Source organism: Pelagicoccus albus (assembly GCF_014230145.1).
In the GTDB taxonomy this organism is placed as follows: domain Bacteria; phylum Verrucomicrobiota; class Verrucomicrobiia; order Opitutales; family Opitutaceae; genus Pelagicoccus; species Pelagicoccus albus.
The window spans coordinates 299,395-324,518 of record NZ_JACHVC010000013.1 but is presented as its reverse complement, the minus strand read 5'-3'; the positions used below and the strand labels follow the sequence as shown (position 1 = coordinate 324,518).

At 52.3% G+C, this 25,124-nt stretch carries 22 protein-coding genes; 13 read left to right on the top strand and 9 right to left on the bottom strand.

Going from position 1 to position 25,124, the window contains the following annotated elements:
* Nucleotides 1-52 precede the first annotated feature (52 nt).
* From H5P27_RS16710 to H5P27_RS16700, 3 genes are read right to left on the bottom strand one after another with little or no spacing between them, the layout of a single operon-like run.
* The gene (locus tag H5P27_RS16710) at nt 53-523 is read right to left on the bottom strand and encodes an SRPBCC family protein (protein WP_185661566.1); all 471 of its coding nucleotides are present in this window, start codon (nt 521-523) and stop codon (nt 53-55) included.
* Nucleotides 524-576: 53 nt separating this feature from the next.
* On the bottom strand, nt 577-1,788 hold the full coding sequence (odhB, locus tag H5P27_RS16705; RefSeq protein WP_185661565.1) for a 2-oxoglutarate dehydrogenase complex dihydrolipoyllysine-residue succinyltransferase: 1,212 nt from the start codon (nt 1,786-1,788) through the stop codon (nt 577-579).
* Nucleotides 1,789-1,817: 29 nt separating this feature from the next.
* Nucleotides 1,818-4,556 (bottom strand): 2-oxoglutarate dehydrogenase E1 component, encoded by a 2,739-nt coding sequence (locus H5P27_RS16700; protein ID WP_185661564.1) that lies wholly within the window; start codon nt 4,554-4,556, stop codon nt 1,818-1,820.
* Nucleotides 4,557-4,781: 225 nt separating this feature from the next.
* Here H5P27_RS16700 and H5P27_RS16695 point away from each other — a divergent pair, with 225 nt between their 5' ends.
* Both H5P27_RS16695 and H5P27_RS16690 read left to right on the top strand, forming a co-directional pair.
* Entirely contained in the window at nt 4,782-5,060 is a 279-nt protein-coding gene (locus tag H5P27_RS16695) for a hypothetical protein (protein WP_221774766.1), read from the top strand.
* A 1-nt stretch (nt 5,061) separates the two neighbouring features.
* Nucleotides 5,062-5,457: a translation initiation factor gene (locus H5P27_RS16690; RefSeq protein ID WP_185661563.1), complete on the top strand. Its 396-nt coding sequence runs from the start codon at nt 5,062-5,064 to the stop codon at nt 5,455-5,457.
* A gap of 32 nt (nt 5,458-5,489) precedes the next feature.
* Here the strand turns inward: H5P27_RS16690 and metF are convergent, their stop codons facing one another.
* Together metF and rlmN are read right to left on the bottom strand one after the other, a co-directional pair.
* Nucleotides 5,490-6,374, bottom strand: coding sequence for a methylenetetrahydrofolate reductase [NAD(P)H] (gene metF / locus H5P27_RS16685; RefSeq protein ID WP_185661562.1), 885 nt, complete (start codon nt 6,372-6,374; stop codon nt 5,490-5,492).
* An 88-nt stretch (nt 6,375-6,462) separates the two neighbouring features.
* Entirely contained in the window at nt 6,463-7,566 is a 1,104-nt protein-coding gene (gene rlmN / locus H5P27_RS16680) for a dual-specificity RNA methyltransferase RlmN (RefSeq protein WP_185661561.1), read from the bottom strand.
* A 113-nt stretch (nt 7,567-7,679) separates the two neighbouring features.
* On the opposite strand from rlmN, the gene H5P27_RS16675 reads away from it, so the two are divergent.
* Nucleotides 7,680-8,849, top strand: coding sequence for an LptF/LptG family permease (locus H5P27_RS16675; RefSeq protein WP_185661560.1), 1,170 nt, complete (start codon nt 7,680-7,682; stop codon nt 8,847-8,849).
* 27 nt (nt 8,850-8,876) lie between these two features.
* Here the strand turns inward: H5P27_RS16675 and H5P27_RS16670 are convergent, their stop codons facing one another.
* From H5P27_RS16670 to H5P27_RS16660, 3 genes are read right to left on the bottom strand one after another with little or no spacing between them, the layout of a single operon-like run.
* Nucleotides 8,877-9,320 (bottom strand): hypothetical protein, encoded by a 444-nt coding sequence (locus H5P27_RS16670; protein ID WP_185661559.1) that lies wholly within the window; start codon nt 9,318-9,320, stop codon nt 8,877-8,879.
* Nucleotides 9,317-9,901, bottom strand: coding sequence for a sigma-70 family RNA polymerase sigma factor (locus H5P27_RS16665; protein WP_221774765.1), 585 nt, complete (start codon nt 9,899-9,901; stop codon nt 9,317-9,319). Before H5P27_RS16665 ends, H5P27_RS16670 begins: the two co-directional genes overlap by 4 nt.
* A 48-nt stretch (nt 9,902-9,949) precedes the next feature.
* The gene (locus tag H5P27_RS16660; RefSeq protein WP_185661557.1) at nt 9,950-10,723 is read right to left on the bottom strand and encodes a M14 family metallopeptidase; all 774 of its coding nucleotides are present in this window, start codon (nt 10,721-10,723) and stop codon (nt 9,950-9,952) included.
* Between the two features lie 161 nt (nt 10,724-10,884).
* Here H5P27_RS16660 and H5P27_RS16655 point away from each other — a divergent pair, with 161 nt between their 5' ends.
* Nucleotides 10,885-12,264, top strand: coding sequence for a UDP-glucose 6-dehydrogenase (locus H5P27_RS16655; RefSeq protein ID WP_185661556.1), 1,380 nt, complete (start codon nt 10,885-10,887; stop codon nt 12,262-12,264).
* Between the two features lie 190 nt (nt 12,265-12,454).
* Complete coding sequence (locus H5P27_RS16650) at nt 12,455-12,772, top strand: hypothetical protein (RefSeq protein WP_185661555.1); 318 nt, start codon at nt 12,455-12,457, stop codon at nt 12,770-12,772.
* A gap of 43 nt (nt 12,773-12,815) precedes the next feature.
* Here H5P27_RS16650 and H5P27_RS16645 read toward each other — a convergent pair whose 3' ends face one another.
* Nucleotides 12,816-15,377: a DNA topoisomerase III gene (locus H5P27_RS16645; RefSeq protein ID WP_185661554.1), complete on the bottom strand. Its 2,562-nt coding sequence runs from the start codon at nt 15,375-15,377 to the stop codon at nt 12,816-12,818.
* Between the two features lie 280 nt (nt 15,378-15,657).
* On the opposite strand from H5P27_RS16645, the gene lpxK reads away from it, so the two are divergent.
* The 8 genes from lpxK to H5P27_RS16605 all read left to right on the top strand — a co-directional run bounded on the left by lpxK (nt 15,658) and on the right by H5P27_RS16605 (nt 25,052).
* On the top strand, nt 15,658-16,866 hold the full coding sequence (gene lpxK / locus H5P27_RS16640) for a tetraacyldisaccharide 4'-kinase (RefSeq protein ID WP_185661553.1): 1,209 nt from the start codon (nt 15,658-15,660) through the stop codon (nt 16,864-16,866).
* A gap of 59 nt (nt 16,867-16,925) precedes the next feature.
* Complete coding sequence (locus tag H5P27_RS16635; RefSeq protein WP_185661552.1) at nt 16,926-18,041, top strand: aminopeptidase; 1,116 nt, start codon at nt 16,926-16,928, stop codon at nt 18,039-18,041.
* Between the two features lies 1 nt (nt 18,042).
* Nucleotides 18,043-19,038 carry an adenosine deaminase family protein gene (locus tag H5P27_RS16630; protein ID WP_185661551.1) on the top strand — a complete coding sequence of 332 codons (996 nt, stop codon included), beginning with the start codon at nt 18,043-18,045 and terminating at the stop codon, nt 19,036-19,038.
* Nucleotides 19,035-19,967, top strand: a complete 933-nt coding sequence (locus H5P27_RS16625; RefSeq protein WP_185661550.1) for an RluA family pseudouridine synthase — start codon at nt 19,035-19,037, stop codon at nt 19,965-19,967. The genes H5P27_RS16630 and H5P27_RS16625 overlap by 4 nt, the downstream gene beginning before the upstream one ends.
* Nucleotides 19,968-20,018: 51 nt before the next feature.
* Entirely contained in the window at nt 20,019-20,855 is an 837-nt protein-coding gene (menB, locus tag H5P27_RS16620) for a 1,4-dihydroxy-2-naphthoyl-CoA synthase (protein ID WP_185661549.1), read from the top strand.
* 18 nt (nt 20,856-20,873) lie between these two features.
* Nucleotides 20,874-22,133 carry a diaminopimelate decarboxylase gene (locus H5P27_RS16615; protein ID WP_185661548.1) on the top strand — a complete coding sequence of 420 codons (1,260 nt, stop codon included), beginning with the start codon at nt 20,874-20,876 and terminating at the stop codon, nt 22,131-22,133.
* Nucleotides 22,134-22,196: 63 nt separating this feature from the next.
* On the top strand, nt 22,197-24,740 hold the full coding sequence (gene hrpB / locus H5P27_RS16610) for an ATP-dependent helicase HrpB (protein ID WP_185661547.1): 2,544 nt from the start codon (nt 22,197-22,199) through the stop codon (nt 24,738-24,740).
* 27 nt (nt 24,741-24,767) lie between these two features.
* Nucleotides 24,768-25,052 carry a flagellar basal body rod C-terminal domain-containing protein gene (locus H5P27_RS16605; protein ID WP_221774764.1) on the top strand — a complete coding sequence of 95 codons (285 nt, stop codon included), beginning with the start codon at nt 24,768-24,770 and terminating at the stop codon, nt 25,050-25,052.
* The last annotated feature ends 72 nt before the right edge of the window (nt 25,053-25,124 follow it).

Sequence of the window (25,124 nt, the reverse complement as noted above, 5' to 3'; positions counted from 1 at the left end):
AGGGGCGGGGAAGCGTTAGGAGTTACGATTTAACAGCTCTTCTGATTGTTAACTAGGACCATGGATCTTCGCCTTTGGCAAATTTTTCGAGCTTTGGGATTACCAATTCGAACCAGGCTCGCTCGAAATAGCTGTAAGCCTGATCCCACTGTTCTCCCTCTCCCCAGCCTTCGTGGACAAAAGTCATTTTGGTTTTCTCGTTATCCAACGGGGAAAAGCGTATTTCCACGACTGTGTATTGGTTGCGGACCTGTTCGAGATGGGGAGGCGCGTTCCATGTGAATGCGAATCTTCGGTGTGGCTCTTTGCGAAGGATCTTACAACCTTCCGAGCCTCGAAGGCCCTCTGCGACATCCATATTGAAATAGATTTCATATGGATCACCGGGAGACTCGCCTATGTGGCAAGTCTCGGAAAAAAAGGAGCGCACTCCGTCTTCGGTCGTCCACGCTATCCAAACATCGGATACGGCGGCATGGATCTCGTACTCCTTGTAGAGTCTACGTTCGATAGAAGGAGGCATTACGGATTGGCGGGCACGAGCGTTAGATCGCTCGTGCCGAGTTGTCTCATTCGCTAGACTCCGAGGAGTAGGCGAGCTGGGTCTTCCAGGGCTTGCTTAACTTTAACGAGGAAGGTGACTGCTTCCTTTCCGTCCACGATGCGATGATCGTAGGATACGGCTAGGTACATCATGGGGCGGATATCTACCTTACCATCCACGGCGACCGGACGTTGCTGGATCGTGTGCATGCCGAGAATGCCGCTTTGTGGAGCATTCAGGATCGGTGTGGAAAGCATGGAGCCGAAAATACCTCCGTTTGTAATTGTGAATACGCCGCCCGAAAGGTCATCGATGCTGATCTTTCCGTCACGCGCTTTGGTCGCGTAGTTGATGATTTCCTTTTCGATTTCCGCGAGACCTAGCTGGTCGCAATCGCGTACGACCGGTACCATCAGGCCTTTCGGCGTGGAGACTGCGATACCGATGTCATAGAAGTGATTTTGTACGATATCGTTTCCGTCGATCTGAGCGTTGATACCGGGAACTTCCTGCAGCGCATTGACGACTGCCTTCACGAAGAGAGACATGAAACCGAGTTTCACCCCGTTCTTCTTTACGAAGGCATCTTGATATTGCTTACGCAGCCCCATAACGGCGGTCATGTCGACTTCGTTGAAAGTGGTAAGCATGGCGGCTTCCTGCTGAGCCGCGACGAGCCTTTCGGCGATCTTGGCACGGAGCGGAGTCATGCGCTTGCGAGTCGTACGCTCACCCGTTGGCGCTGGAGCTTTGGCCGCAGGCTTTGGAGCAGGAGCTTCTGATTTCTCCGCTGGCATGCGGGAAGTTGGCTGAGCCTTTAGCATGTCGCCCTTGGTAACGCGCCCGTCTTTTCCGGTACCTGAAACGCTGGCTGGGTCGATGTTTTCCTCTTCGGCAATGCGACGAACAGCCGGGGATACGGCGTCGGACTTTTTCTCGGGAGTCTCATTTTCCGCGGGAGCGGCCGTTGATTCGCTCTTTTCGGAGCTTCCGCCTGCTGGAGCGGAGGCGGATTCGTCAATCGTCGCGATAACGGCTCCGATATCTACTTCGTCACCTTCTTCGGCTTTCAGGGATACGACGCCTGCTACTTCAGCGAGCCCTTCGGAAGTGATTTTGTCAGTTTCCAGTTCGTATAGGACTTGGTCTTTTTCGACGTAGTCTCCTTCTTTTACGTTCCACGCGGCGATGATGCCGGACGTGATAGATTCGCCGAGGGCGGGCACTATTACTTCAGTTGCCATGCTTATTTGTCAGTAGTCGGTTAGAAAAATCAGAGTGTGAAGGCGTCTTCGAGCAGCTGCGCGAGTTCCTTCTTGTGCAGCACCATCACCCCGACTGCGGGGCTTGCGGATGCTCCGCGGCCAGCGTACGCAGGCTTCTTGCCGAAGATCTCTTCAAGCTGAGGAGCGATGAAAGAGTAGGCTCCCATGTTTTGGGATTCTTCTTGGCACCATACGAGGTTGGTCACTTTGGAGTATTTCTTGGCCAACTCTTTTAGCTTTTCGGTGTGAAGCGGGTAGAGTTGCTCAACGCGTATCACTGCGGTCGACTTGTCATTCAACTCGGCCTGCTTTTTGCGGATATCGTAATAGACTTTTCCGGAGCAGAGAATGAGTCGCTTCGTCTTGGCAGCTGTAATCTGGTCGTCGTCGATGATTTCTTGGAAAGAACCAGACTCCACTTCGTCCCAGGTGGATGCGGCGTCCTTTAGTCGCAGCATCGATTTTGGAGACATAATGACCAAAGGCTTGCGGAACTCACGCATCATCTGCCGGCGCAGAAGATGGAAGTACTGAGCGGAATTGGTCATGTTGCAGACTTGAATATTGTCCTCGGCACAAGATTGGAGGAAGCGTTCGAGTCTCGCGGAGGAGTGCTCGGGACCCTGGCCTTCATAACCGTGAGGAAGAAGCATTACCAATCCCGATACGCGTCCCCATTTCGATTCGGAGGAGGCTATGAATTGGTCGATAATGACTTGGGCTCCGTTAGCGAAGTCGCCAAATTGGGCCTCCCAAATGCAGAGCATGCGGGGGTAATCCAAGGAGTAGCCGAAGTCGAAGCCGAGAACCGCGGCTTCTGAAAGCAGAGAATTGTAGACGCAGAATCGAGCTTGGTTTTCGTCGATGTTGAGGAGCGGAATGTAACGCTCGTCTGTCTTGGCGTCGTGGATGACGGAGTGGCGATGACTGAAGGTACCACGTTCCGAGTCCTGACCTGATAGGCGAACGGGAGTGCCTTGGTTGAGCAGGCTTCCGAATGCCAATGCCTCGCCGTAAGCCCAATCGATGGTTCCGTTGCTTTCGAAGGAAGTGCGACGGGTGTCGAGGAAGCGCTTGATTTTGCGGTTGGGCTTGATGTGGGCGGGTAGGCGAGTGAGGCCTTGCACGATCTTGCCGAGTGTTTCTCGATCAACTCCGGTTTCGACCGGGGTGAAATTGTACTTGGGCTGGAAAACCGCGTTGGATCCCGCGAGAGCTTTCTTGAGCTCAATCCGACCTTCGGCGGCTTTTTTCACACGCTCGAGAGAGTTGGCGAGCGAGGTCTCGTATTCGCTTTTGATTTCCTCGATCTGCTCCTTGGAGAGGGTGCCTTCTTCAACGAGTCGCTTGGTCATGATCTCGCTCACCGGTGGGTGCTTGGAGATCTTGTCGTAGAGGTCTGGATTTGTGAACATCGGTTCATCCGCCTCGTTGTGACCGTGTTTGCGGTAGCAATACATGTCGATTACAACGTCTGCTCCGAACTTCTGACGGTATTCGATGGCGAGCATGGTGACGTAGACGACTGCGATGGGGTCGTCTCCGTTGACGTGGAAGATCGGGGCTTCGATCATCTTGGCCACGTCCGTACAGTAACGGGTAGAGCGGGCTTCCTTCGGAGTGGTGGTGAAGCCAATCTGATTATTTACAATGATGTGCAGGGTTCCGCCAGTGCGGTAGCCGGGAAGCTGAGAGGAGTTTAGCACTTCAGTGACCAAGCCCTGACCTGCAAAAGCGGCGTCGCCATGAACGAGAACTGGAAGCACCTTGTCTCGCTTGGTATCGTTGAGAATGCGTTGTCTGGCTCGAGCTTTGCCCTCTACGACGGGGTTGACTGCCTCGAGGTGGGAAGGGTTGGAGGCCAGGCGAATCTCGACGTAGTGACCTTCTTTGGTTTCGATGACTTTTTCGTATCCAAGATGGTACTTCACGTCTCCGTCACCGCCGACGGTGTCGGGAACATACTCCTCGCCGAACTCCTCAAAAACGAATTCGTAGGATTTTTTGAGGGTGTTCGCCAAAACGTTGAGGCGACCACGGTGGGCCATGCCCATGACTACCTCTTTGATTCCGAGGCGTCCGCAGTGCTCGAGTACGTTGTCCAAGCAAGGAATCAGAGTTTCCCCGCCTTCCAGCGAGAAGCGTTTTTGTCCCGTGTAGCGTGTATGGAGGAAACTTTCGAAAGACTCTGCCGCAAAGACTTTCCGAAGGATTCGCGTCTTTATTTTGTCGGAGAAATCGATCGCTCCTTGCAAGGGCTCTATCTTTGACTGAATCCAACGGCGGGCTTCTGTATTCTGCATGTGGATATACTCGTATCCAATGCTAGAACAATAGGTCTTCTTCAGGGCTTCGATCAGGTCCTTCAGCTTCAAGGGCTGTCCATCGAGGAAGTGTCCTGAGTTGAAGGATGAGTTAAGGTCCGCTTCGCTAAGGCCGAACTCTTCGAGCTGTAGGCTCGGGTTGAGTGGAGTCGTCTCGTCTAGTGGGTTGATCTTGGCCTGAGTGTGTCCGAGGCTACGGTAAGCGTAGATGAGACTCGAGACGTTCATCTGCTTGGCCGCATTGGAGCCAGACTTGACGGAGGGTCCTTGTGAGGATTTTGGAGAGGGCGCTGTGGCGAGAGCGAGCTCAAAGCCTTCGAAGAAAGCCTGCCATTTCTCGTCTACCGAAGCGGGATCCGATTTCCACTTCTCGTAGTTGAGATCAATCAAGTCAGCGTTAGAACGCGTAGCGAATGTGACCATTCCTGGAATTTTCTGTAGGTGTCGTTAGTTGGCCGAAGTTGGAAAGACGAATAGCGTTAAGCATAGGAGGGTAGGGAGTAAAGCAAAACGGGGTAATTAATCTAAGAGTTTGACTGTCAAACTCCGATAGGCCCTAGCTTTTACATTTCTAAGGCCGCTTCTCGGACTGCAGAAAGCTGATTCCAGTCGCAATAGCGAGACCTGGCCCGAACTAGAGCTTGCGGTATGGTCCTTTGTTATGCGAAGGAAGCGATCGTGATGATAGAGGAACAGATCAAAGATTCGCTTGAGAAGTTGCAGGATGCCATCGAGCGGGCCGACGCCGCCCAAATCAAGGAGAGTATGACCTTCGTCGATACGGCTCTAGTTACCCATCGAAAAGATTTGGATGCTCGGTTGAAACATTTTCTCAAGAATCGTAGCTACTTGAAGGCCCTCGCGCATCTCAGGGGTGAGACTGACATCCCGAAAGGGCGTTGCGGAGGGAGAACCGATTTTTCCTGAGATGGGCAAAAACAAAAAGCGAATCGGAACGGATGGGGGCGGCGAACTTTCGTCGAATCCATTTGGAGCTTTGAATTTGGGCGATCTACCCAGTGGCCCGGCAACGCCGGCTCAGCCCGCGAAAGTAACTCCTGCTCCTAAGACTAATAAGGATCGGGGCCGTTTGGATGTTCGCCGCGAGAAGTCCGGCCGCGGAGGCAAGACCGTCACCGTCGTTTCTGGATGGAAAGGAATTTCCATCGACGAGAAGCAGTCCCTCGCTAAGTCGATCCAGAAGCGTTGCGGAGTCGGAGGAGCGGTCAAAAACGGAAACATCGAAATCCAAGGGGACAAGCGAGACGAAGCCAAGGAGGCTCTGGAGTCCGCTGGATTTCGTGTGGTGTTTACCGGAGGTTGAGGTTCGTCCTCCGAGTCTCCACTGCGTTCGCTTTATTCGACGGACGAGCGAAAAGCTGACATCAGCTCTGTCGCGACATCCGACCGGTTCAAGGCGTACAGATGCACGCCAGGCAGTCCCTGTTCTATCAGGTCTTGCAGTTGTTCCGTGGCCCAGCGGATGCCGATCTGGCGAACCAGTTCATCATTGTCGCCCGCTAGATTTAGATGCTTCTCGAGCTCAGCAGGAAGGCTGGCTCCGCACATCGAGGTGATTCTTTTTACCTGCTTCAGAGAAAGGACTGGCATTAGGCCGGGAATGACCGGCACGGAGATATCCAACTTGTCAGCCTCCTCGAGGAAGCGGTAAAGGTCGCTATTATCGAAGAAGAGCTGAGTTGTTATAAATGAGGCTCCAGCGTCTACCTTGGTTTTAAGGTTTCGCAAGTCGGTCGAGAGATCGGCGGCCTCTGGATGTTTTTCCGGGTAGCCCGCAACCCCAATAGAGATATCCGGATGGAGCTCTTTGATAAAGGCTACTAGGTCCGACGCATAGGCGAATCCGTTTTCCGCCACCACAAACGAGGGGCTGTCTTTCGGTGGGTCGCCGCGTAGAGCCATGATGTTCCGGTAGCCAGACTCGTAGAGCCCGTTAACGGTGACGGCCAGTTCGTCGCGACTCGCTCCCACGCAAGTGAGGTGGGGCATGATGTTGAATTCATGCTCGTCGCGAAGCAGCTCGCAAGCCTTAGCGGAACGGTCGCGGGTGCTTCCTCCAGCTCCATAAGTGACCGAAACGAAGTCAGGCTGGTAGAAGGCGAGATCGTCCGCTGACTCGATTAGCTTCTCGAGGGCGTCGTCCGACTTAGGCGGAAAAAATTCAACGGAGAGGAGAGGACGTTCCTGGGAAAAGAGTTGGCTGATTGGGGTTTGGCTCATTTTATTGTCTTAGATATCAACGTATCTGGATTTGTTGATATGAATCTATTCGACTTTGAATCAAGTAGAAATTCGTTTCTCGGCCGACTTAGGCGAGCTCGGTTTCTGTTTTTAACTTTAATTGACCGCAGGCGGCAGCGATATCGTGTCCCTTCTCCCGTCGAATGGTAACCGATACGCCGCGGTTTCGGAGCCGGTTGTAGAAAGTGTCCTGACGATTAATGGAGGGTCGTTTCCATTCCAAGCCGTCGACAGTGTTGTACGGGATGAGGTTTACGTGAGCTTTCAAATCCAGCGCTATCTTAATTAGAGCGTCCGCTTGCTCGAGGGTGTCGTTGATCTCTTCGATCAGGATAAATTCCAGTGTAACCATGCGTCCCTTGGTTTGGGCGTATTTTTGAATAGCTGGCAACAGTTGCTCCAGCGGATACTTCCGGTTCACGGGCATGATCTGGTCGCGTACCTCGTTGGTCGCGCCATGGAGGGAAATTGCCAGTCGGAATTGCTCCTTCTCGTCCGCTAGCTCCAAAATTCTGGGTACGACTCCTGAAGTGGAGATCGTCACACGTCGGGCTCCGAAATTTAGCCCCCAGTCCGCGTTGAGAATGCGGAGGGCAGGGAGGAGGTTCTTGTAGTTGGCCATTGGCTCGCCCATGCCCATGACCACGATGTTATCAAAAGAGGCGATCTCATCGGAGGCTCTCTCGGTGGTGGCGTCTTCCATGTGGCAAACGTGGATGAGCTGAGAGACTATTTCGCCTACCGAAAGGTCCCGTTTCCATCCGGCCAGACCCGAGGCGCAAAAACGGCAGCCGTAGGCGCAGCCCACTTGGGTGGATATGCAAATCGTCTTGCGAGAGTTTTCCTGCCCGACTCCAACTTGCGGGGCCCGAATCACAACGGTCTCCACCATGGAGTTATCGCCCATCTGCAGCAGGAGCTTTTCCGTGTCGTCCGATGATTCCTTAGCTAAGACGCGTTTGGAAGGCGCGATCTCGAACGAGGCTTCCAGCTTTTCACGCAGGGGCTTGGGAAGGTTTGTCATGGCATCCCACGACTTGGCTCGTTTTTTGTAGAGCCACTCTAGAACCTGTTTGGCTCGAAATTTCGGTTCGCCCAATTCTAGGAATCGGTCTTGTAGGCTTTGGAGTGTTTCCCCGTAGATTGGCGGCTTTTCCGGAACGTATTTCATCAGGCGGTGGAAGACTGGCGGGAGTTGGGGTGGAGGGGAAGTCTAGGTTGAGAGTTTTCTTTGTTGGAGATTTCGGCTTGCGGATAGGGCGAGGAGAATAACTGTAGGCCGCGGTGAGCTTGATCCATCGTTACATTTTCAGAAACGTTTTCACCTCCTGCTTCGCGTCGGTGGCGATGTTTGCGTTTCTCATTCTGACCATGAGTCTGGTCAAGGACATGTTGAGTCTCCTAGCGGAGGGGCAGCTAACCCTGAAAGCTTTTTTCCAGCTCACGTGGCTGCTACTGCCATTTGTATTCGTCTATGCCCTACCGATGGGCTTCATCACCGGAACGCTGCTGACGATGGGACGTCTCTCGGCGGAGAATGAAGTGACATCCCTTCGCGCGGCGGGGGTAAGCGTTATTCGGTTGTCCAGCTCTGTTTTGCTTTTGGCTATTTTGGGTACGACGGTTTCGCTGATTGTTAATTTCTACTATGGTCCTTTGGCCAAGACGAAATACCGTCAGGAACTAAAGAATACGATCCAAACCAATCCGTTGGGCTTCATCGTAGAGAAAACCTTCGTGAAAGACTTCCCCGGGTCTGTCATCTACGTCGGCAAAAAGGAGAATGAAATGCTCTACGACGTTTGGATTTGGAAGCTAAACAGCAAGAGTCAGGTTACTACCTTTGCTCGAGCAGAGAAGGGCCGTTTCGCCTTCATCGAAAATAGTTCGGAGCTCCAATTGGACGCAGAGCAGGTGACGATCGAGTATCGCGACGAAGACGATCCCGAGAGTTTCAGAACCAGAAATTTCTACCCGGCCTCCGCGGCTCGCTTCCCGTTTTCCTTTTCTCTGGAGAAGATCCTTGGGCGTGAAACATTAGCCCGAAAGCTCACCTGGATGACATTTGATGAGCTGCAGACAGAAATTCGTGGCTATCGGGAAATCGCGGATTCCTCTAGCGGTGAAGTTCGCGAGGAAGCTTTGCAAAACTTGCTCAAGGCCAAGATGGTCTTCCATCAGAATTTCGCCATGGGCTTTGCAGTACTATCTTTCGCCTGTATTGCGGTGCCACTTGGGCTGAAAACTTCGCGCAAGGAGACTTCGGCCAACCTCGCTCTCGGCGTGGGAATGGGCCTGATATATTACTTGGCGATGATTTCGATAGACATGCTAGACAGCCGTCCGAATTTCCGTCCCGAGTTGTTGTTTTGGGTGCCCAATCTCTGCTATCAAGCCTACGGGGCTTGGCTTTTCATCAGGTTGGACCACGGCAAAAAGGCCAAGAAAAAGTAGAACGAAGCGGCTATCGTGAGAGGCCGCTCAGTTCGCGATTAGTATCAGAATGTATTGGCCACCCCCGACGAGTACGGTCGGCCGGTTTTTGGAGGCCACTACCGTCGTGTTAACCATGGTCTGGTTGCCTCGTTTCCATTGGGCAGAGATCCGATATCTGCCTTCGCCTGCAGACTCAGCCGATACGCCAACGTTTTGGCCACCGCCGAGTCCGATAGAGCCGCGACCTGGTACATAGATGGAAGCTCGACCGCCTCCCTGACGTTTGAAGGTGTCAAAGGGCAACACCCGTTTGAGGTTCTTCTCGTACTGACGAAGCGGAGCGTCGACGCCGCCCCCGTCGTTGCTGCCGATGATTAGGGTGGCGTTTATCGTTACCTTTTCGGCGGCATGGACCGAGCTCGCGGCGATGGCAGCGAAAGCGAGGGCCACGAATAGGGTAGTGAATTTAGAGATGCGAGAGCGTTTCATGTGACTAGGTCGGCTAAATATTTTTGGATGGTTTTTCGCGCATTGAAAAGTCGTGACATCACGGTGCCTGTTTTGCACTGGAGCTTTTTAGCCATCTCTTCGTAGCTAAGGCCTTCGATTTCTCGAAGCTGGAGCGCGGTTCGAAGTTTTTCGGGAAGTTTGGCGAGAGCGTCGTCGATTCTTTGCTGTAGTTCTTTTCTTTCTACATTGCGTAATTGTTCAGGGGAAGCAACTGGCGATGCTTCACTGTGGGCTGCGTTTTCCAGGAATTCGTCGTCTGATTGAGTTTCCCTGCGATTGTCGCGTTTGCGGATGCAGTCTAGGGCGGTGAAAGTTGTAATTCTGTATAGCCATGAAGTGAATGCTGAATCGCCGCGGAAACTGTCCAATTTTTTCCACGCCTTTATCCAAGCCAGCTGAGCGACATCTTTGGCATCCTCTTCGGAGCGGAGCATGCGGAGCGCTTGCCCGTACACTTTGTCGTAATGAAGAGTCACAAGACGGTCGAAGGCGCGTTTGTCGCCTCCTCGGGCTTTGGCCACGAGCTGGTCTGTCTCTTCGTCCGGTGTCAAATTGTGCAAATTTGTTAGGCGGATTTATCGCCTAGTGAGACGGTCGCTCCGAGGAAATTATTCAGAAGGAGAGTTCTTTCGTTTTTCTTCCAGCAAGCGAATCGCGGTTTTGACCGCCTGACATTGCTGGGCGATGCGTATTCGCAATTGGGCTGAGCTGGCAGATTCAGTGGTGATGTGAACGTGTTCCGAACGCTCGTAGAGCAGAAATGCTTCTGGCCAATCGTCTCTACCCTCTAAATCGAAATCAGCGGGTCGAGTGATAAGCCCGTTTTCTGCGGGATGCCCGTCAATTTCTGTCTCAGGCTCCAGGGGACCCTCCTTTTTGACCTCGTTCAAGATTTTCCGTGGCAGTCTATCATCTCCATCCGGAGTGATGCAGTACATGTAGAATCCTGAGCTCTCCCAATCTTCGTGCAACGCTACACTCAAATGGAAAGGCGCTTGGGAGATAATAAATTCCCGTACCGCTTGGGTCTCTGGATTTTTCGGATATCTGAAATCGCGATTGAGATCCCAGCCATTGTCGTTTTCGCGCTTCTTTGCCTTGATCCCAGTGGGGTTGATGAGAGGAACAATCGCAATATCGGTATCTCTCGGGAGAAGTCCCGATTCGAGGAGTTCGAGCAAAGCGAGTGGTCCCGCAGGTTCGTCCCCATGAATGCCGGAAGACAGATAGAGACGGAGAGGAGGCTTGTCGCCAGAAGGGGCCGCTTTCCGAGTTAGGGCGTAAATCGCGTAGCCTGAATGGCTTGTCAGTTCCTCGACTGCAAAGTTTTGATCTCGGGCGGCCGCAAGCAGTTGAGCGTTAAAATGAGTCGGATTTAGCATCTACAGGCAACTGGTGGGTCGTTTTCTTTAAGTTTTATTGAAGCCTCGACGATTTAGGCTTGGTTTATGCGTGGGTTCGTTCGGATTAAAAACTGTAAATTTGCCTAAATCCTCTAAATTCGCATTTTTCGCGAATTTCTTATCACAACTCTAAATCGAATATGAAAATCTGTTGCTTAGGAGCTGGCTACGTGGGTGGCCCTACTATGGCTATGATCGCCTACAAGTGCCCCGACATTACGGTCACTGTAGCTGACATTAACGAGGCGCGAATCAACGCCTGGAACTCGGACGAGCTCCCTGTCTTCGAGCCAGGCTTGGACGACGTAGTGAGCGCTGCGAGAGGTCGGAACCTATTTTTCACAACAGACAAGAATAAGGCTATCAAAGAGGCTGACATTATTTTCGTTAGTGTTGGCACGCCTACCAAGACTTACGGTTCCGGAGCGGGCAAGGCTGCCGACCTGAAGTACATTGAGCTGTGCGCTAGAGATATCGCTGAATTTTCCGAAGGTCCGAAGATCGTCGTTGAGAAATCGACTTTGCCAGTTCGTACGGCGGAAGGCCTCAAAACCGTTCTGAAAGCAAATTCTCGCCCAGGCCTCGAATTCCAAGTCCTGTCCAATCCAGAGTTCCTCGCGGAAGGTACAGCGATTGACGACCTCAACGATCCTGACCGTGTATTGATTGGCGGTGAAGAGGAAACGGAAGCGGGCAGAAAGGCTATCGCCACCTTGGTCGACGTTTATGCGAACTGGGTGCCACGCGAACGAATTCTCACCACCAACCTGTGGTCGTCGGAGCTCTCCAAACTGGTTGCCAACGCGTTTTTGGCTCAAAGAATTTCCAGCATCAACTCCATCTCAGCCCTCTGTGAGCGCACAGAAGCGAATGTCGATCAAGTCGCCTACGCGATTGGTCAAGATTCCCGTATCGGCCCTAAGTTCCTCAAGGCCTCGGTTGGTTTTGGAGGATCCTGCTTCCAAAAGGATATCCTGAATTTGGTCTACCTCTGCGAGCATTTCGGACTCCCCGATGTGGCCGCATATTGGGAGCAAGTGATCATCATGAACGACTGGCAGAAGCGTCGCTTCTCCCAGAAGATCGTCAATACGCTCTTCAATACCGTTAACGGCAAGCGCATCGCTATGCTGGGATTCGCTTTCAAGAAAGATACCAACGACACTCGCGAAACGGCCGCAATGTACGTCGGGCGCGACTTGCTCGACGAGCAAGCAGTCTTGGCGATTCACGATCCAAAGGTTTCTCCAGATCAAATTTTCTATGATCTAAAGGAAAAGCCAACCGACGCAGAGGGTAAGCCGAACAAGCAGATCGAAATTTGCGAAGATCCTTATGTCGCAACACAAAAGGCCCATGGTTTGGCGATTTTGACGGAGTGGGATAGCTTCAAGGATTTGGATTTCGAAAAGATCTACGAGAATATGTACAAGCCGGCCTTTGTTTTCGATGGCCGCAATATTCTAGATCACGAGAAGCTCCGTAAGATTGGATTCGAGGTATTTGCCATCGGCCGTTAGGAGTAAAAGGCTAGTATACTTTATCAAGCGGCAGGCCCTTTTATCTAGGGGCCTGCCTTTTTGTTTCGGGCATCGATTTCGTTTGTAAAATGAAATGTAAAATTGGCTTGGGATGCCGGACAATGCCTCATGTAGAGCGATAGGCTTCCGATAATCAGCAGCAGGAATCCGCTATCGAACCCAACCTCTTATGCTACTGAGCCTCCTCTTTCTGATCATATTGGCTATTGCTTCATTCAAGAGCCGAAAAATCGTTATCCCAGCTATTCTATTTGGAATTCTCAAGGCCGCGTCATCGTGCTTCTATGTGCTCGCGGAATCCGATTTGCGCTACGACACGATTGCATTGTTGGCAGGTTCACAATTGCTTGCGAACGGCTTACTCGGAGCCGGGATCGCCTATCTCGTAGTTAAGCACGCCCAAGATTGGAGATGCTCCGTGGGAACCACCTTCCTCGCAGTCGCCACTTTCCTGACCAGTGCGATTGATCCGCTGGTCGTAGCTTAGGATCAATCGCAAGAGCTGGGTCGTATTCGCGACCCGTGATGAGCTACTCGCTTTTAACCGCTTTTTTGGCAGCCTTCTTGATGGTCTTCTTCACTCCTTTTTTTGCCGTTTTCTTGGCCGCTTTTTTGGCGGCCTTTTTTGCGGCTCTTGGAGGAAATTCGAATTTGGTTTGTCCGTTTGGCTGCAAGGTCAAATACGCGTCGAATGGACGCTTAGTACGCTTAGACCAGAATTTTTCGAGCAAGTCGGTCTTACCGTTTTCCAGCAGCTTCATCATTTGATCGAGAGGAATTTCTCGATCGAGGATTTTGCGGCTGACTCGAATCGGGGTGGTTTCCTTGTCGTTTTCCATGACCCGTACGACATAGGCAGCAGGTGTCTCGAAAACGTCTCCACCTGTGCGAGGGCATTTTGCGACAGGAGTCATACTTGAGAAATCGACTGATCCGTCGCCTGAATCGTCGCCATTTCCGAAATCGAATTTTACGCGACGTGTTTCCGGATCCAGGAACAAGTTCGCGCTGTAGGGCTTGCCGGCCTTGGAACGGAAGTTGTCAATCGGGCCGACTTTCCCTTTTTCGAGAAGCTCTTGGAGTTCTTCGATCTCCATTTTGCGGTTTCCGATAATCTTGTAGATCGCGAAACCGTTTTCCTTGTCGTCGCCCTTCGTTTTGTAGGCGCGCATGGACTCGAACAAAGGTTGCTGATCTATGGGGGACTTCAAAGGTGAAGGCAGGAGATCTTCGTCTTTTTCTTCGAAATTCTTGATACCATCGACGACCTTCTTGGTCATTTCGACGATGTCTTTGATAAAGGTGGTGCGATCGAGTTCACCATCTTCGATCTTGTGCAACTTGTATTCCCATTCGCCCGTGAGCTCTGGCTTCGTCAAAGCCTCCGCATTTATGCAGGACAGGAAGTCTAGCAAGGTCTCGGCTTTTGGCGTTGGGCAAAGCGCTCTTCGATCTCGCTCGATATAGCGTTCCGCGATGAGGCGTTCGATAATCTGAGCTCGGGTGGCTGGAGTTCCGAGCCCGCCTTCTTTCATGGCGTCGGCCAGTTCGTCGTCTTCGACCAACTTGCCAGCTCCTTCCATGGCGGAGAGTAGGGTGGCTTCCGTGTAGCGTGGAGGTGGCTTGGTCTCTTCCGAGAGGGTTTCGTAGCTCTCGAGTTGGGCTTTAGGAGGATCCCCATCTTGTTCCGAGAGTGCAGGCAAGGTATCGTCGACTCCCGCCACAGTAACGCTTTTTCCGTAAACTTCTAACCAGCCTGGCGAGACGAGCACCTTACCTTCGGTTTTGAAGTTTAGTCCCTGGACCTCGCTAATACGGGTCGTAACGGCAAATTCGGCGCTCGGATAGAAGATCGAGATAAAACGACGAGCGATCATGTCGTAAATCTTGGCCTCGTCGTCGTTGAGCTTCTTGTATGATTCCGGAGTCGGAATAATCGCAAAGTGATCGGAGATTTGCTTGTTATTGAAAACGCGTCGATCCGAAGGATTTACCCAGTTGTTTTTAAGGGGACGAACTGCGACCTCTCCGATGCTTGATTCAAGGTTTTGAAGAGTGCTGCGAACCGTGTCTGGATAGTCCTCCGGCAGAGCCCGCGAATCCGTACGAGGATAAGTGATCATCTTATGCTTCTCGTACAGTGCCTGAGCGAGTTGCAAAGTGCGGCGGGCAGAATAGCCAAAGCGATTGTTCGCCTCACGCTGGAGGGTGGTCAGGTCGTAGAGCCTCTGAGACGCTTGGCGGGATTTTTTCTTCTCCTCGGAAACTGTGGCTACCGGATTGTCTTCTATTAGAGCAGCGATTCGAGCGGCTTCTTCCTCCGACCAAATCCGGTCGATGCGATCATGCTCGTCGTCTCCCTTCTTGAAATCGGGTTTCTGGTAGGTGCCTTGGTAGGTGCCATTTGCGACGTTGAAGTCTCCGACCAGACGCCAATAGGCGCGAGGTTGGAAGGCGGCGATTTGCTTTTCCCGCTCCACCACGATGGCTAGAGTTGGAGTTTGCACGCGGCCCACGCCCGCAACATTGCCAGCTCTAGAGCCGTAAAGGCGTTTGGTGACTCCTCGGGTGCAATTGATTCCAATCAGCCAATCCGCCTCAGAGCGTGACTGGGCTGCATCGGCGAGGTTTTGCATCTCTTCTCCGTCGCGTAGTTCAGTAAACGCTTTCCGGATGGAAGCTGGCGTCATTGACAACATCCAAAGGCGCTTCACTGGCAGTTTGGATTTGGCCAATTTGTAGACGTAAGAAAAGATCAGCTCACCTTCGCGACCGGCGTCACAAGCGTTGATGACGGTGTCGATGTCTTTTCGCTTCATCAGCTTCTTGATCGACTTGAATTTCGACTCCGTCTTCTCGATCGGCTTGAGTTTGAACTTCTCGGGAATGATGGGAAGGTTTGCCAAGCGCCAGAAAGCGTCACGCTTGTCGTAGTCCTCTGGCATGCACAGTTCGACGATGTGGCCGACGGCGGAGGTGATAACGTATTCCTCGCTTTCGAAGTACTCGTCGTGCTTGTCGAATTTTCCGCCTACTGCTTTGCAAAGGTCGCGAGCTACGCTCGGCTTTTCCGCGATGACAAGGGACTTCATTAATATATGTGGAGCTGGTGAGTTTTTCTGCTGTCGCTCAAAAGCGGCAATCTACCGTTGGTTGGCATCTGTTGGTTAACGCCTGTGCTCAGGACGCTGGTTTCGGGTCGATGGGGACAAATTCATAGGCTTGCAAGTACAATTTTGGCGTTTTTGGTCAGGGAAGACCCTAGAACTCGCGTTTAATGCTTTGAACTTGGCGACTGAGAAACAGCGGTCTAAGCATTACTGTTTTATGACTTTCTGTTCGCGTCAAATGAACCAAATCAAGTTTTAGGGAATGAGCAGCAAATCGAAACGGCTGCTTACCCAGCTAGAGGAGTTCGCGGTCGAAGTCGTCAACGATCGCCGCCGAGGAAAGAGGGCGGTGGCGTTCAAGATATTCCTGCGAGGCTTGTCCTTCATATTCGCCGGTCTGGTGAAGCTGAGGTTTTTCCTCTACCGGAACCGTATCCTTAAAGACCAACCACTTGGTTGCTTGGTGGTCGTTGTTGGCAATCTAACCGTCGGCGGAACTGGCAAAACGCCGGTCGTGGAGAAGTTTGCCCGATCCCTGCAAAACCGAGGACGCAAGGTGGCGATACTGAGTCGTGGATACAAAAGCCGCGACCTAAAGAAAGAGACCTTAAAGGAACGGCTTTGGAGAAAGTACGTGACTGGCGGGGATCCTTTGCCTCCTAAGGTGGTGAGTGATGGCGAGAAGGTGCTGCTAGATTCCGAATGGGCGGGAGACGAGCCTTTCATGTTAGCCAAAAACCTTCCCGGAGTGGTGGTGCTCGTGGACAAGGATCGAGTGAAAAGCGGAACCTACGCTATCAAGCACTTCGGTTGCGACACGCTCATCCTTGACGACGGGATGCAGTACTTGCCGCTAAAGGGTAGGTTGAATCTTCTTCTAGTAGATAAGACCAACCCCTTCGGAAACCGGAAACTGCTCCCTCGCGGGATCCTTCGTGAGCCGGTTAGGCACCTGAAGCGTGCCTCCTATGTGTTTTTGACAAAATCTGATGGGGTGCCGGATCCGGAGCTTGAAGCCTTGATCCAGCGGCACAATCCCGGTGTGGACGTGATCGAGTGCACGCACCAACCTCAGTATCTGAAGGAGGTTAACGGCGATCGTCGTTTAGAGCTGAAAGACCTGAAAGGGAGAAGGATCGGAGCGTTCAGCGGAATCGCGGTACCGCAGAGCTTTGAGGGGTTTTTGCGAAATTACGGGGCGAACCTTCCTTACACGCGTCGGTTTATGGACCACCATCGTTTCGAGGAACATGAGCTTCTCAGTATCGCAGAAGAGGCGAAGGCGGCTGGTTTGGAGTTTCTAGTCACCACCGAGAAGGATGCGGTCCGCATCCCGGAGTCGATAGGTTTTTCCGTGCCGCTTTATTATCTGAGACTGGAAATCGAGATCCTTCGTGGAGCGGATGACTTCGACGAGGCGGTTTCGCGGGTCTGCTTTACCGAAAACGTCGAGCGAAAACTCACGGTCTAGTCTTTTGCGATTTAGCTAAATCGTTGCAAGTTGCGAAGAAATGCATTCCTAGAAGTGCCATGATCGATCCTCGCCTTTCTCAATTGGCTAAAAATCTTACGCGCTATTCGACCAATCTCCGCGAAGGAGAGAGGGTTTTAATCGATGCTTTTGACGTGCCAGACGAGATAATCGTGGAGCTAATCCGCTCGGCTCGCGAGATCGGAGCCATTCCGTATGTCAACTTGAACCATGCTCGGGTGAATCGTGAGCTGTCATTGGAAGCCACTGAGGAATCTCTTCGTATCCAGAGCGCTATCGAGCTGCAGCGTATGAAGAATATGGATGCCTACATCGCTCTGCGGGGATCGAATAATATCTTCGAGGCTTCCGACGTGCCAAGCGAACAGGCTCAACTCGTGTCTCAGGTTATGAAGCCGGTTCTTGATTGGAGAGTGAACAAGACCAAGTGGTGCGTCTTGCGTTGGCCGACTTCAGCCATGGCTCAGCAGGCCATGATGTCCAGCGAGGCCTTTGAAGACTTTTTCTTCAAGGTTTGTAATCTAGACTACTCGAAGATGAAGGCAGGCAGTGAAGCCTTGGAGTCGCTCATGAAAAAGACCGATCGTGTCCATTTGGTGGGCCCTGGAACGGACCTAAAGTTTTCCATCAAGAACATCGGAGCGGTCGCTTGTATCGGGACTCACAATATTCCAGATGGTGAAGTCTTTTCCTGCCCAGTACTCGAAACTGTAGAAGGCGTGCTGCAATACAATGCTCCGTCTGTGTATCAGGGAGTATCCTTTGACGATATCCGTCTGGAATTTAAGAAAGGCCGCATCGTCAATGCGACTTCCAACAATACCAAGCGTCTTAACGAGATCTTGGACTCGGACAAAGGTGCTCGCTACATCGGGGAATTCGCCATCGGCTTCAATCCGCATATCAAGGAGCCCATGCGGGATATTCTTTTCGACGAGAAGATTGCCGGTTCATTCCATTTCACTCCCGGACAGGCCTACGAGGATGCGAACAATGGAAACAAGTCTCAAGTCCACTGGGACATGGTTTGTATCCAACGACCCGAATACGGAGGAGGCGAGATCTGGTTCGACGACACCTTGATCCGCAAGGACGGACTGTTTGTAATCGAGGAGCTCGAATCCTTGAATCCTGCCAATCTAATCTCTAAGTAAGATGGCTCTAGAAGGAGACGAACTGGAAGCGTTTATCCGCCGTATTCCCAAAACGGAGACGCACCTTCATATCGAAGGTGCCTTGCCCTATGATTTGCTGCACGGAATGGATAGCGGACGGTTTCCGGCCAATCCGCATTTCCGCAGTCCAAGCTACCGGTATCCAGGTTTTGTAGAGTTTGAAAACATCCTGCTCGACCACGCTGTGGTTTGGTTCAACTCCGCTGAAAGATACCATGAGGCGTGCAAGGTGATGTTCGATAGAATGGTGTCCTTGAACATCAAATACGTCGAGACCAGCTTCCATCTGCATATGATCGAGTTCATCGGAGTGGATGGCCGTGACATCTTGTCAGCTATCAAGTCTGCCGTTCCCAAGGAATTGGAAGTCAAAGTGATAGGCGGCATGGTTCGCAATGGATACAGCGAGAAGATGCAGCCGATCCTCGACAATCTCCACTCATGGGAAGAATTGGACGGAATCGATTTGCACGGTCAAGAGTGGCTCGAACTCGAAAATTGGACCCCTCCTATTTGGGAGAAATGCCGTGAGGCAGGTAAGATCGTGAAATGCCACGCGGGAGAATTTGGCGGGCCGAACAAGGTTTACGAAGCTATCGATACCCTTGGCTCTCGCCGTATCCAACACGGTGTTCGATCCGTGGAAGACAAAGAGTTGGTCAAGCGATTGGCAGGGGAAGGTGCCGTCTTGGACGTTTGCCCCTTGAGCAATGAGAAGTTGCAGGTTTTTCCATCCCTCGAAGACCATTCTTTGCGCGAGCTTGTGGACGCCGGGGTGACTTGCACAATCAGCACCGACGATCCACTTTGCTTCTCGAATGACATTCTCGACGAGTATCGAGCCTTGGCAGCACGTCTAGGGTTCACCAAGGCCGAATTGGCACAGTTCGCCAAAAACGGTTTTGAGCATTCCCGTCTCGATGGGGAAGCGAAGCGTAAGTTTATTTCCGAAATTGATTCTCTTCTCGTTTCATGAGCGATCCGATAAGTTGGGAAGTACCGGAAGGCGTCTACAAAAAGCGGGTCGATAAGCTGCTGTCCGACGCTTTTGCCGAACACAGTCGAGCCGATTTTCAGCGGGCATTCGAAGCTGATCTCGTACGTGTTGATGGAAAACCTGTGGCGAAAAATCGCCGCCTGTCGGAAGGCGATCTGGTCGAATTCGCTATGCCTAGCGTCGAAAAGCTGGATATGAGTCCGATCGCCATGGACCTCGATATTCTTTTCGAGGACGAACACATGGTCGTAGTCAACAAGCCAGCCGGATTGGTTGTCCATCCCGGGGCGGGACCAGACGAGCCTACGCTTGCTCACGGGTTGTTGCATCACTGCCAGGGGCAGTTGAGTGGGATTGGCGGCATTGAGCGTCCGGGGATTGTGCATCGCCTCGACCGTGAGACTTCAGGTATCATTATGGCAGCCAAAACGGATGTAGCCCACCGTGCTTTGAGTGAACTATTTCAGTCCCGCTCGCTCGTGAAGGAATATTTGGCTCTCGGTTGTGGCGCTCCCGAGCTTCTAAGCGGAACGATCGAACGCCCGATCGAGCGGAACCCAAACCAGCGACACAAGATGCGGGTTGGCCATGAAGGGCGTGGTCGGGCTCGAGAGGCCAAGACGGATTGGAATCTGGTTGAGACTTTCGATGAGGGCTACTGCTTGCTTCGCTGCCGAATTCATACCGGAAGGACGCATCAGATCCGCGTGCATTTAAAAAGCATCGGGCACATCATTTTGGGCGATTCTGTTTATGGTTACCGCCCATTGCCTAAGCTATCGCATCAGCCCGAGCGGGTGATGCTGCATAGCTGTTACCTTAAGTTTGTCCATCCGATCACAAATGAGCCTCTGGAAATCGAAGCGGAGCCTCCTGAGGATTTCCGGTCGTATCTGTCAGGTAAATAGGGGAGCCTTCGTGCTTGCAGGTCTGCGACCAGATCCCAAAATCGCCCGCCTATGTCTCAAGCAGAATGGCAATCCGTTAACGAGTACCAAGATATCCTCTACCACAAGTGGAACGGTATCGCTAAGATCACCATCAACCGTCCCGAGAAACGAAATGCGTTTCGCCCTCAAACGGTGAGCGAAATGTTTCATGCCTTCTGTGATGCGCGGGAAGATCAAAGCATTGGCGTTATTCTTCTGACTGGGGCGGGGCCTCACACGGATGGCAAATATGCGTTTTGCTCGGGAGGAGACCAGAGTGTCCGCGGTCATGCGGGTTATGTGGGAGATGATGGCGTGCCTCGCCTCAACGTGCTCGATTTGCAGAAACTGATCCGTTCCATCCCTAAGGTTGTTATCTCTCTCGTCGCAGGCTACGCGATTGGCGGAGGTCATGTCTTGCATGTGATCTGTGATATGACGATCGCGGCGGACAATGCCATTTTTGGCCAAACGGGTCCTCGCGTCGGAAGTTTCGACGGTGGCTTTGGAGCCAGCTTTCTGGCTCGGCTGGTGGGACAGAAAAAGGCCCGGGAGATTTGGTATACGTGTCGCCAATACAATGCGCAGGAAGCGGTCGACATGGGCTTGGTCAACAAGGTCGTGCCCGTGGAGCAACTTGAGGAAGAAGGCGTGCAATGGGCTCTCGATGTATTGCAGCACAGTCCGACCGCCATCCGTTTATTGAAGTCTTCCTTCAATGCTGAACTCGATGGCCAAGCTGGAATACAGGAACTCGCTGGCAATGCCACTTACCTCTATTATATGACGGAAGAGGGCACAGAGGGGAAACGGTCCTTCCTCGAAAAGCGTAAGCCAGACTTCACGAAGTACCCGTGGATGCCTTGATCCGAAAAATTTAGATTAATGAGCCAAGAAAATTTTATCAGCCGCGATCTTGCGGAGCAGATTCATAGTAAAGTCGGAACACCGTGCTACGTTTACAGCGAGGCGGTTTTGCGGGATAGCGCTTCCAAGGTTTTGGCCTTCCCCAATGCCTTTGGATTGACCGCCCGCTACGCTATGAAAGCGAGCCCGAACTCGAATATCCTGCGCTTCTTCGCGTCCATGGGACTGCATTTTGATGCTAGCTCTGGCTACGAAGTACGTCGCGCGATCGCAGCGGGAATTGAGCCGCAGCGTATTTCTTTGAGCACTCAAGAGCTCCCCGATGATTTCGTTTCGCTGGTGGAGTCGGGAATTTCGGTCAACGTGTGCTCACTCAGCCAACTCAAGCGTTTCGGCCAGGAATTGCCGGGCGAAAAAGTCGGGCTGCGTATAAATCCGGGCCTCGGTTCCGGTGGAACGCAACGTACAAACGTGGGAGGCCCCGCGTCTTCCTTCGGCATTTGGCACGAAGACTTGGATCAAGTGAAGAAGCTCGTGGAGCAGTACGAACTTAACGTATTCAGAATTCACTCTCACATCGGCAGTGGCAGCGATCCGGATGTCTGGATTAAGGTGGTGGGCATGAATTTGGCCCTCGTTGACCAATTTAAGAGCGTTACTCATCTCAATCTGGGAGGAGGCTACAAGGTCGGCCGTGTAGAAGGCGAGAAGACGACTGATCTGCAAGTGATCGGAGAAAAGATGAAGGCCGAGTTCAAGGAGTTCGCAGCCAAGACCGGTCGAAAAATCCATCTCGAAGTGGAGCCTGGTACTTACTTGGTCGCCAACGGTTGCTCGATCCTCTCCCGCGTTCAGGACGAGACTTCAACCGGTGAAGAAGGCTACAAGTTCCTGAAACTGGATACAGGCATGACGGACAACACGCGTCCTTCGATGTACGGAGCCCAGCACCCGATGTGGGTGGTGCCTGCCGATAATTCCCGAAGAGGCAAGGAGGACTACATCGTAGTCGGCCACTGCTGCGAATCTGGTGATATCCTAACTCCGAAGGCAGGAGATCCAGAAGCTCTCTCTCCACGGACTTTGAAGAAGGCAAGATTGGGAGACTACTTTGTGATTGGCGGAGCGGGAGCCTACTGTGCTTCTATGGCCTCCAAAAACTATAATAGCTTCCCCGAATCCCCTGAAGTTCTTGTTCGAGAAGGAGGTCGAGTCGCGGTGATCCGCGAGCGTCAGCCAATCGAGCAGATTTGGGCGAATGAAGTAGCAGTCCTCTAGAGAACCGCGTATCGACCTTTTTCGTACGAATAAGGCTCGATAAGGATATTTACAGTGGGTGTTATGGATCTGCCAATTCTCGAAATTGAATCCGAATTTTGCGCTGAACTTTCGGATACAAATCGGCTTGTTCTGGAAGCTCCCACTGGCTCGGGAAAATCTACCCAAACCCCAAAGTTTCTACTGAGGGGAGGTTTTCTGGCTTCAGGCGACGCGATCATTCTTCAGCCAAGGCGGATTGCCGCTCGCATGCTGGCCAAACGCGTAGCTTGGGAATTGGATGAACCCCTCGGCAAGACTGTCGGTTTCCAGGTTCGGCATGAACGTGTTTCTTCCAAGGAAACACGTATTCACTTCGTTACAGAAGGAATACTGCTGCGACGAATGATGGGCGACCCTGAGTTGCGAGGAGTATCTTGCCTGGTCTTTGACGAGTTCCACGAGCGAAGTTTGCACGCGGATTTGACTTTGGCCCGCGCTTTAATGCTGCAGCGCACAAAACGACCGGATTTGAAGATCGTGGTCATGTCAGCCACTTTAGATGCCTCGGAGCTGGAGAGTTATCTAAAGCCTTGCCGTATCCTTCGTTCCCAGGGAAGAACCTTTCCTGTGGCAATCGAGCACATCGATAATCGCTTGGCCAATAGTGATCTGCCTATCTGGGACATTGCCGCGAAAGCGACACTCGACAGGCTCCAGCAAGAAAAGGAAGGTCACGTGCTCATTTTCATGCCGGGAGCCTTTGAAATTGGGAAAACGATAGCGGCTCTTGGCAGTCGACTTTCGACCCGGGAATTCGAGTTGTTAGCTTTGCATAGCGAACTCAGCGCTAAGGATCAGGATCGAGCCGTAGAAGCCGGAGATCGTCGCAAGGTAATCGTCGCAACCAATGTAGCAGAAACGTCCCTGACGATTGATAATGTAAGATTGGTCGTGGATAGCGGCCAGGCACGCATCGCTCGCTACGATCCCACACGAGGCATCAATACTTTGTGGATCGAGAAGATCAGCGATGCGTCTGCGAGGCAGAGAGCAGGGCGTGCAGGGCGAACCGCCCCAGGGCGAGCAATTCGATTGTGGGCCGAACGGGAGCATGCCAGTAGGGCTTTGTTCGAAGAGCCCGAAGTACGCCGAGTGGATTTGTCTGAGATGCTTTTGTCCCTATTGGCAACGGGTATCGAGAGTGTGGATTCCTTCGAGTGGTTTGAGCCACCCAATGAAGAGCGCCTGTCAGACGCGACAGGGCTATTGAGGAGTTTGGGGGCTATCGATCGGGATGGACGCCTTACTGAGCGAGGCCGGAAGATGAGCGGCTTCCCTTTGCATCCTCGGTATGCGTCTATGTTGCTGGCTTCGGATGCGTTTGGTTGTGTGGAAGAAATCGCTTTGGCAGCCGCTCTAGCTCAGAGCCGTAGTATTTTGCTGAGAAAGGTCGACAAGTCCGTGGAGCGAAGACGTGAGTCACTTTGGGGAGCTCAGCTTCGAAGCGATGTTTTGGGGCAGATGATTGCTTGGGAAGCGGCACTTAAAGAGCGGTTCGATATGGGCTTTTGCCAGGAAATCGGGGTGCATGCCCAGAGCTCGAGGCAGGTCTTGAAAATTGCGAATCAACTTTCTCAATACGCCGAAGCGAGCGGTTTAGGGTCGAACTCCAATCCGCGTGAAGAGAGTTCCAAGGATCAAGCGGTTGCCAAATGTTTGCTCTATGGCTTCCCTGATCGGGTCTGTAGGAGGCTCGACAGGGGAACCTTGCGTTGCGGGATGGTGGGCGGCCGTCGTGGCGTCTTGGCACGTGAGAGTTTAGTGGGAGAAAGCGAGTTGTTCGTTGCCTGTGAGGTGAATGAGATTGGGAGACAAGGTGGCCAGGTGAATACGGTTTTCAATCTGTGCACCGCCATCGAAGTGGAGTGGTTGCAAGAATTGTTTCCGAAGCTGTTTTCCGATGTGGAAGAGGTAGTCTTCGACGAAAAGCAAAAGCGAGTCGTAGAGCGTCGCGTAACTCGATTTCAGGATCTGGAGCTTTCTTGCCGTGAAAGTTTCGAAGTTGATTCTGCTAAGGCTGCTGAGGTCTTTGCGAAGCTGATCACGGAAGGAAAGGCGAAGCTCGCAAACTGGGATGAGGAAGTGGAGCACTTGATTCGACGCGTTAATTTCCTTGCTCAGGCCTTCCCGGAATATGGCTTCGAGCTTATCGATGACGATGCCCGATCTCTTTTGTTGGAACAGTGCTGCGAAGGAGTCCGAAGCTTGAAAGATCTTAAACGAAAGGACGTGCTGCCGGTAGTTCGTGATTGGGTGGGGACGCCAGCCATGAAAATGCTCGAGCACGAACTTCCCGAGAGATTGAAGCTAGACAACGGAAAACCAGCCCGCTTAAGAGTGGATGCGGATATGCAGCTCACCTTGTCCGCCAAAATTCAATGCCTGTATGACATTCCGGATACGCCTCGTTTTTGCCAAGGTCGATCCCTGCCACGAGTCGAGCTTCTCGCGCCCAATATGCGACCCGTGCAAATGACTAACGATCTGCAAGCATTTTGGTCAGGATCCTACGAAGGCGTTAAGAAGGAGCTGAAAGGACGTTACCCCAAGCACGAGTGGCGCTAGCCTATAGAGCGAGTAGCTCAGCCAATTTTGAGTAACAAGCTCGATGGATTTCCGAGCAAGTTTTTGCTAGAATTCGGAATGGCAATCCAAGCTGTAACAACGAGTCAATCCACAGCCTTTGAAAAGGCCAAGGAAGGCATGGATCGCGGAAGTCGAAAACTCAACAACGCCGCCGCCAAAATAGCGTCTGGCGATATCAGCCCCAATAACATCGTAGAGTTGGCCTGTGCAGAAACGATGTACAGCGCTAACGCCAAGGTCATCCACACCGAGGACGAGATGTTGGGAACGCTGTTGGATGTGAAGCGTTGACCGAAACCTATTCCGCAAACGTCAAAAAACCGCTAATCTGAGCTAGCTTCGATTACGCGGGTAGGAGGTATT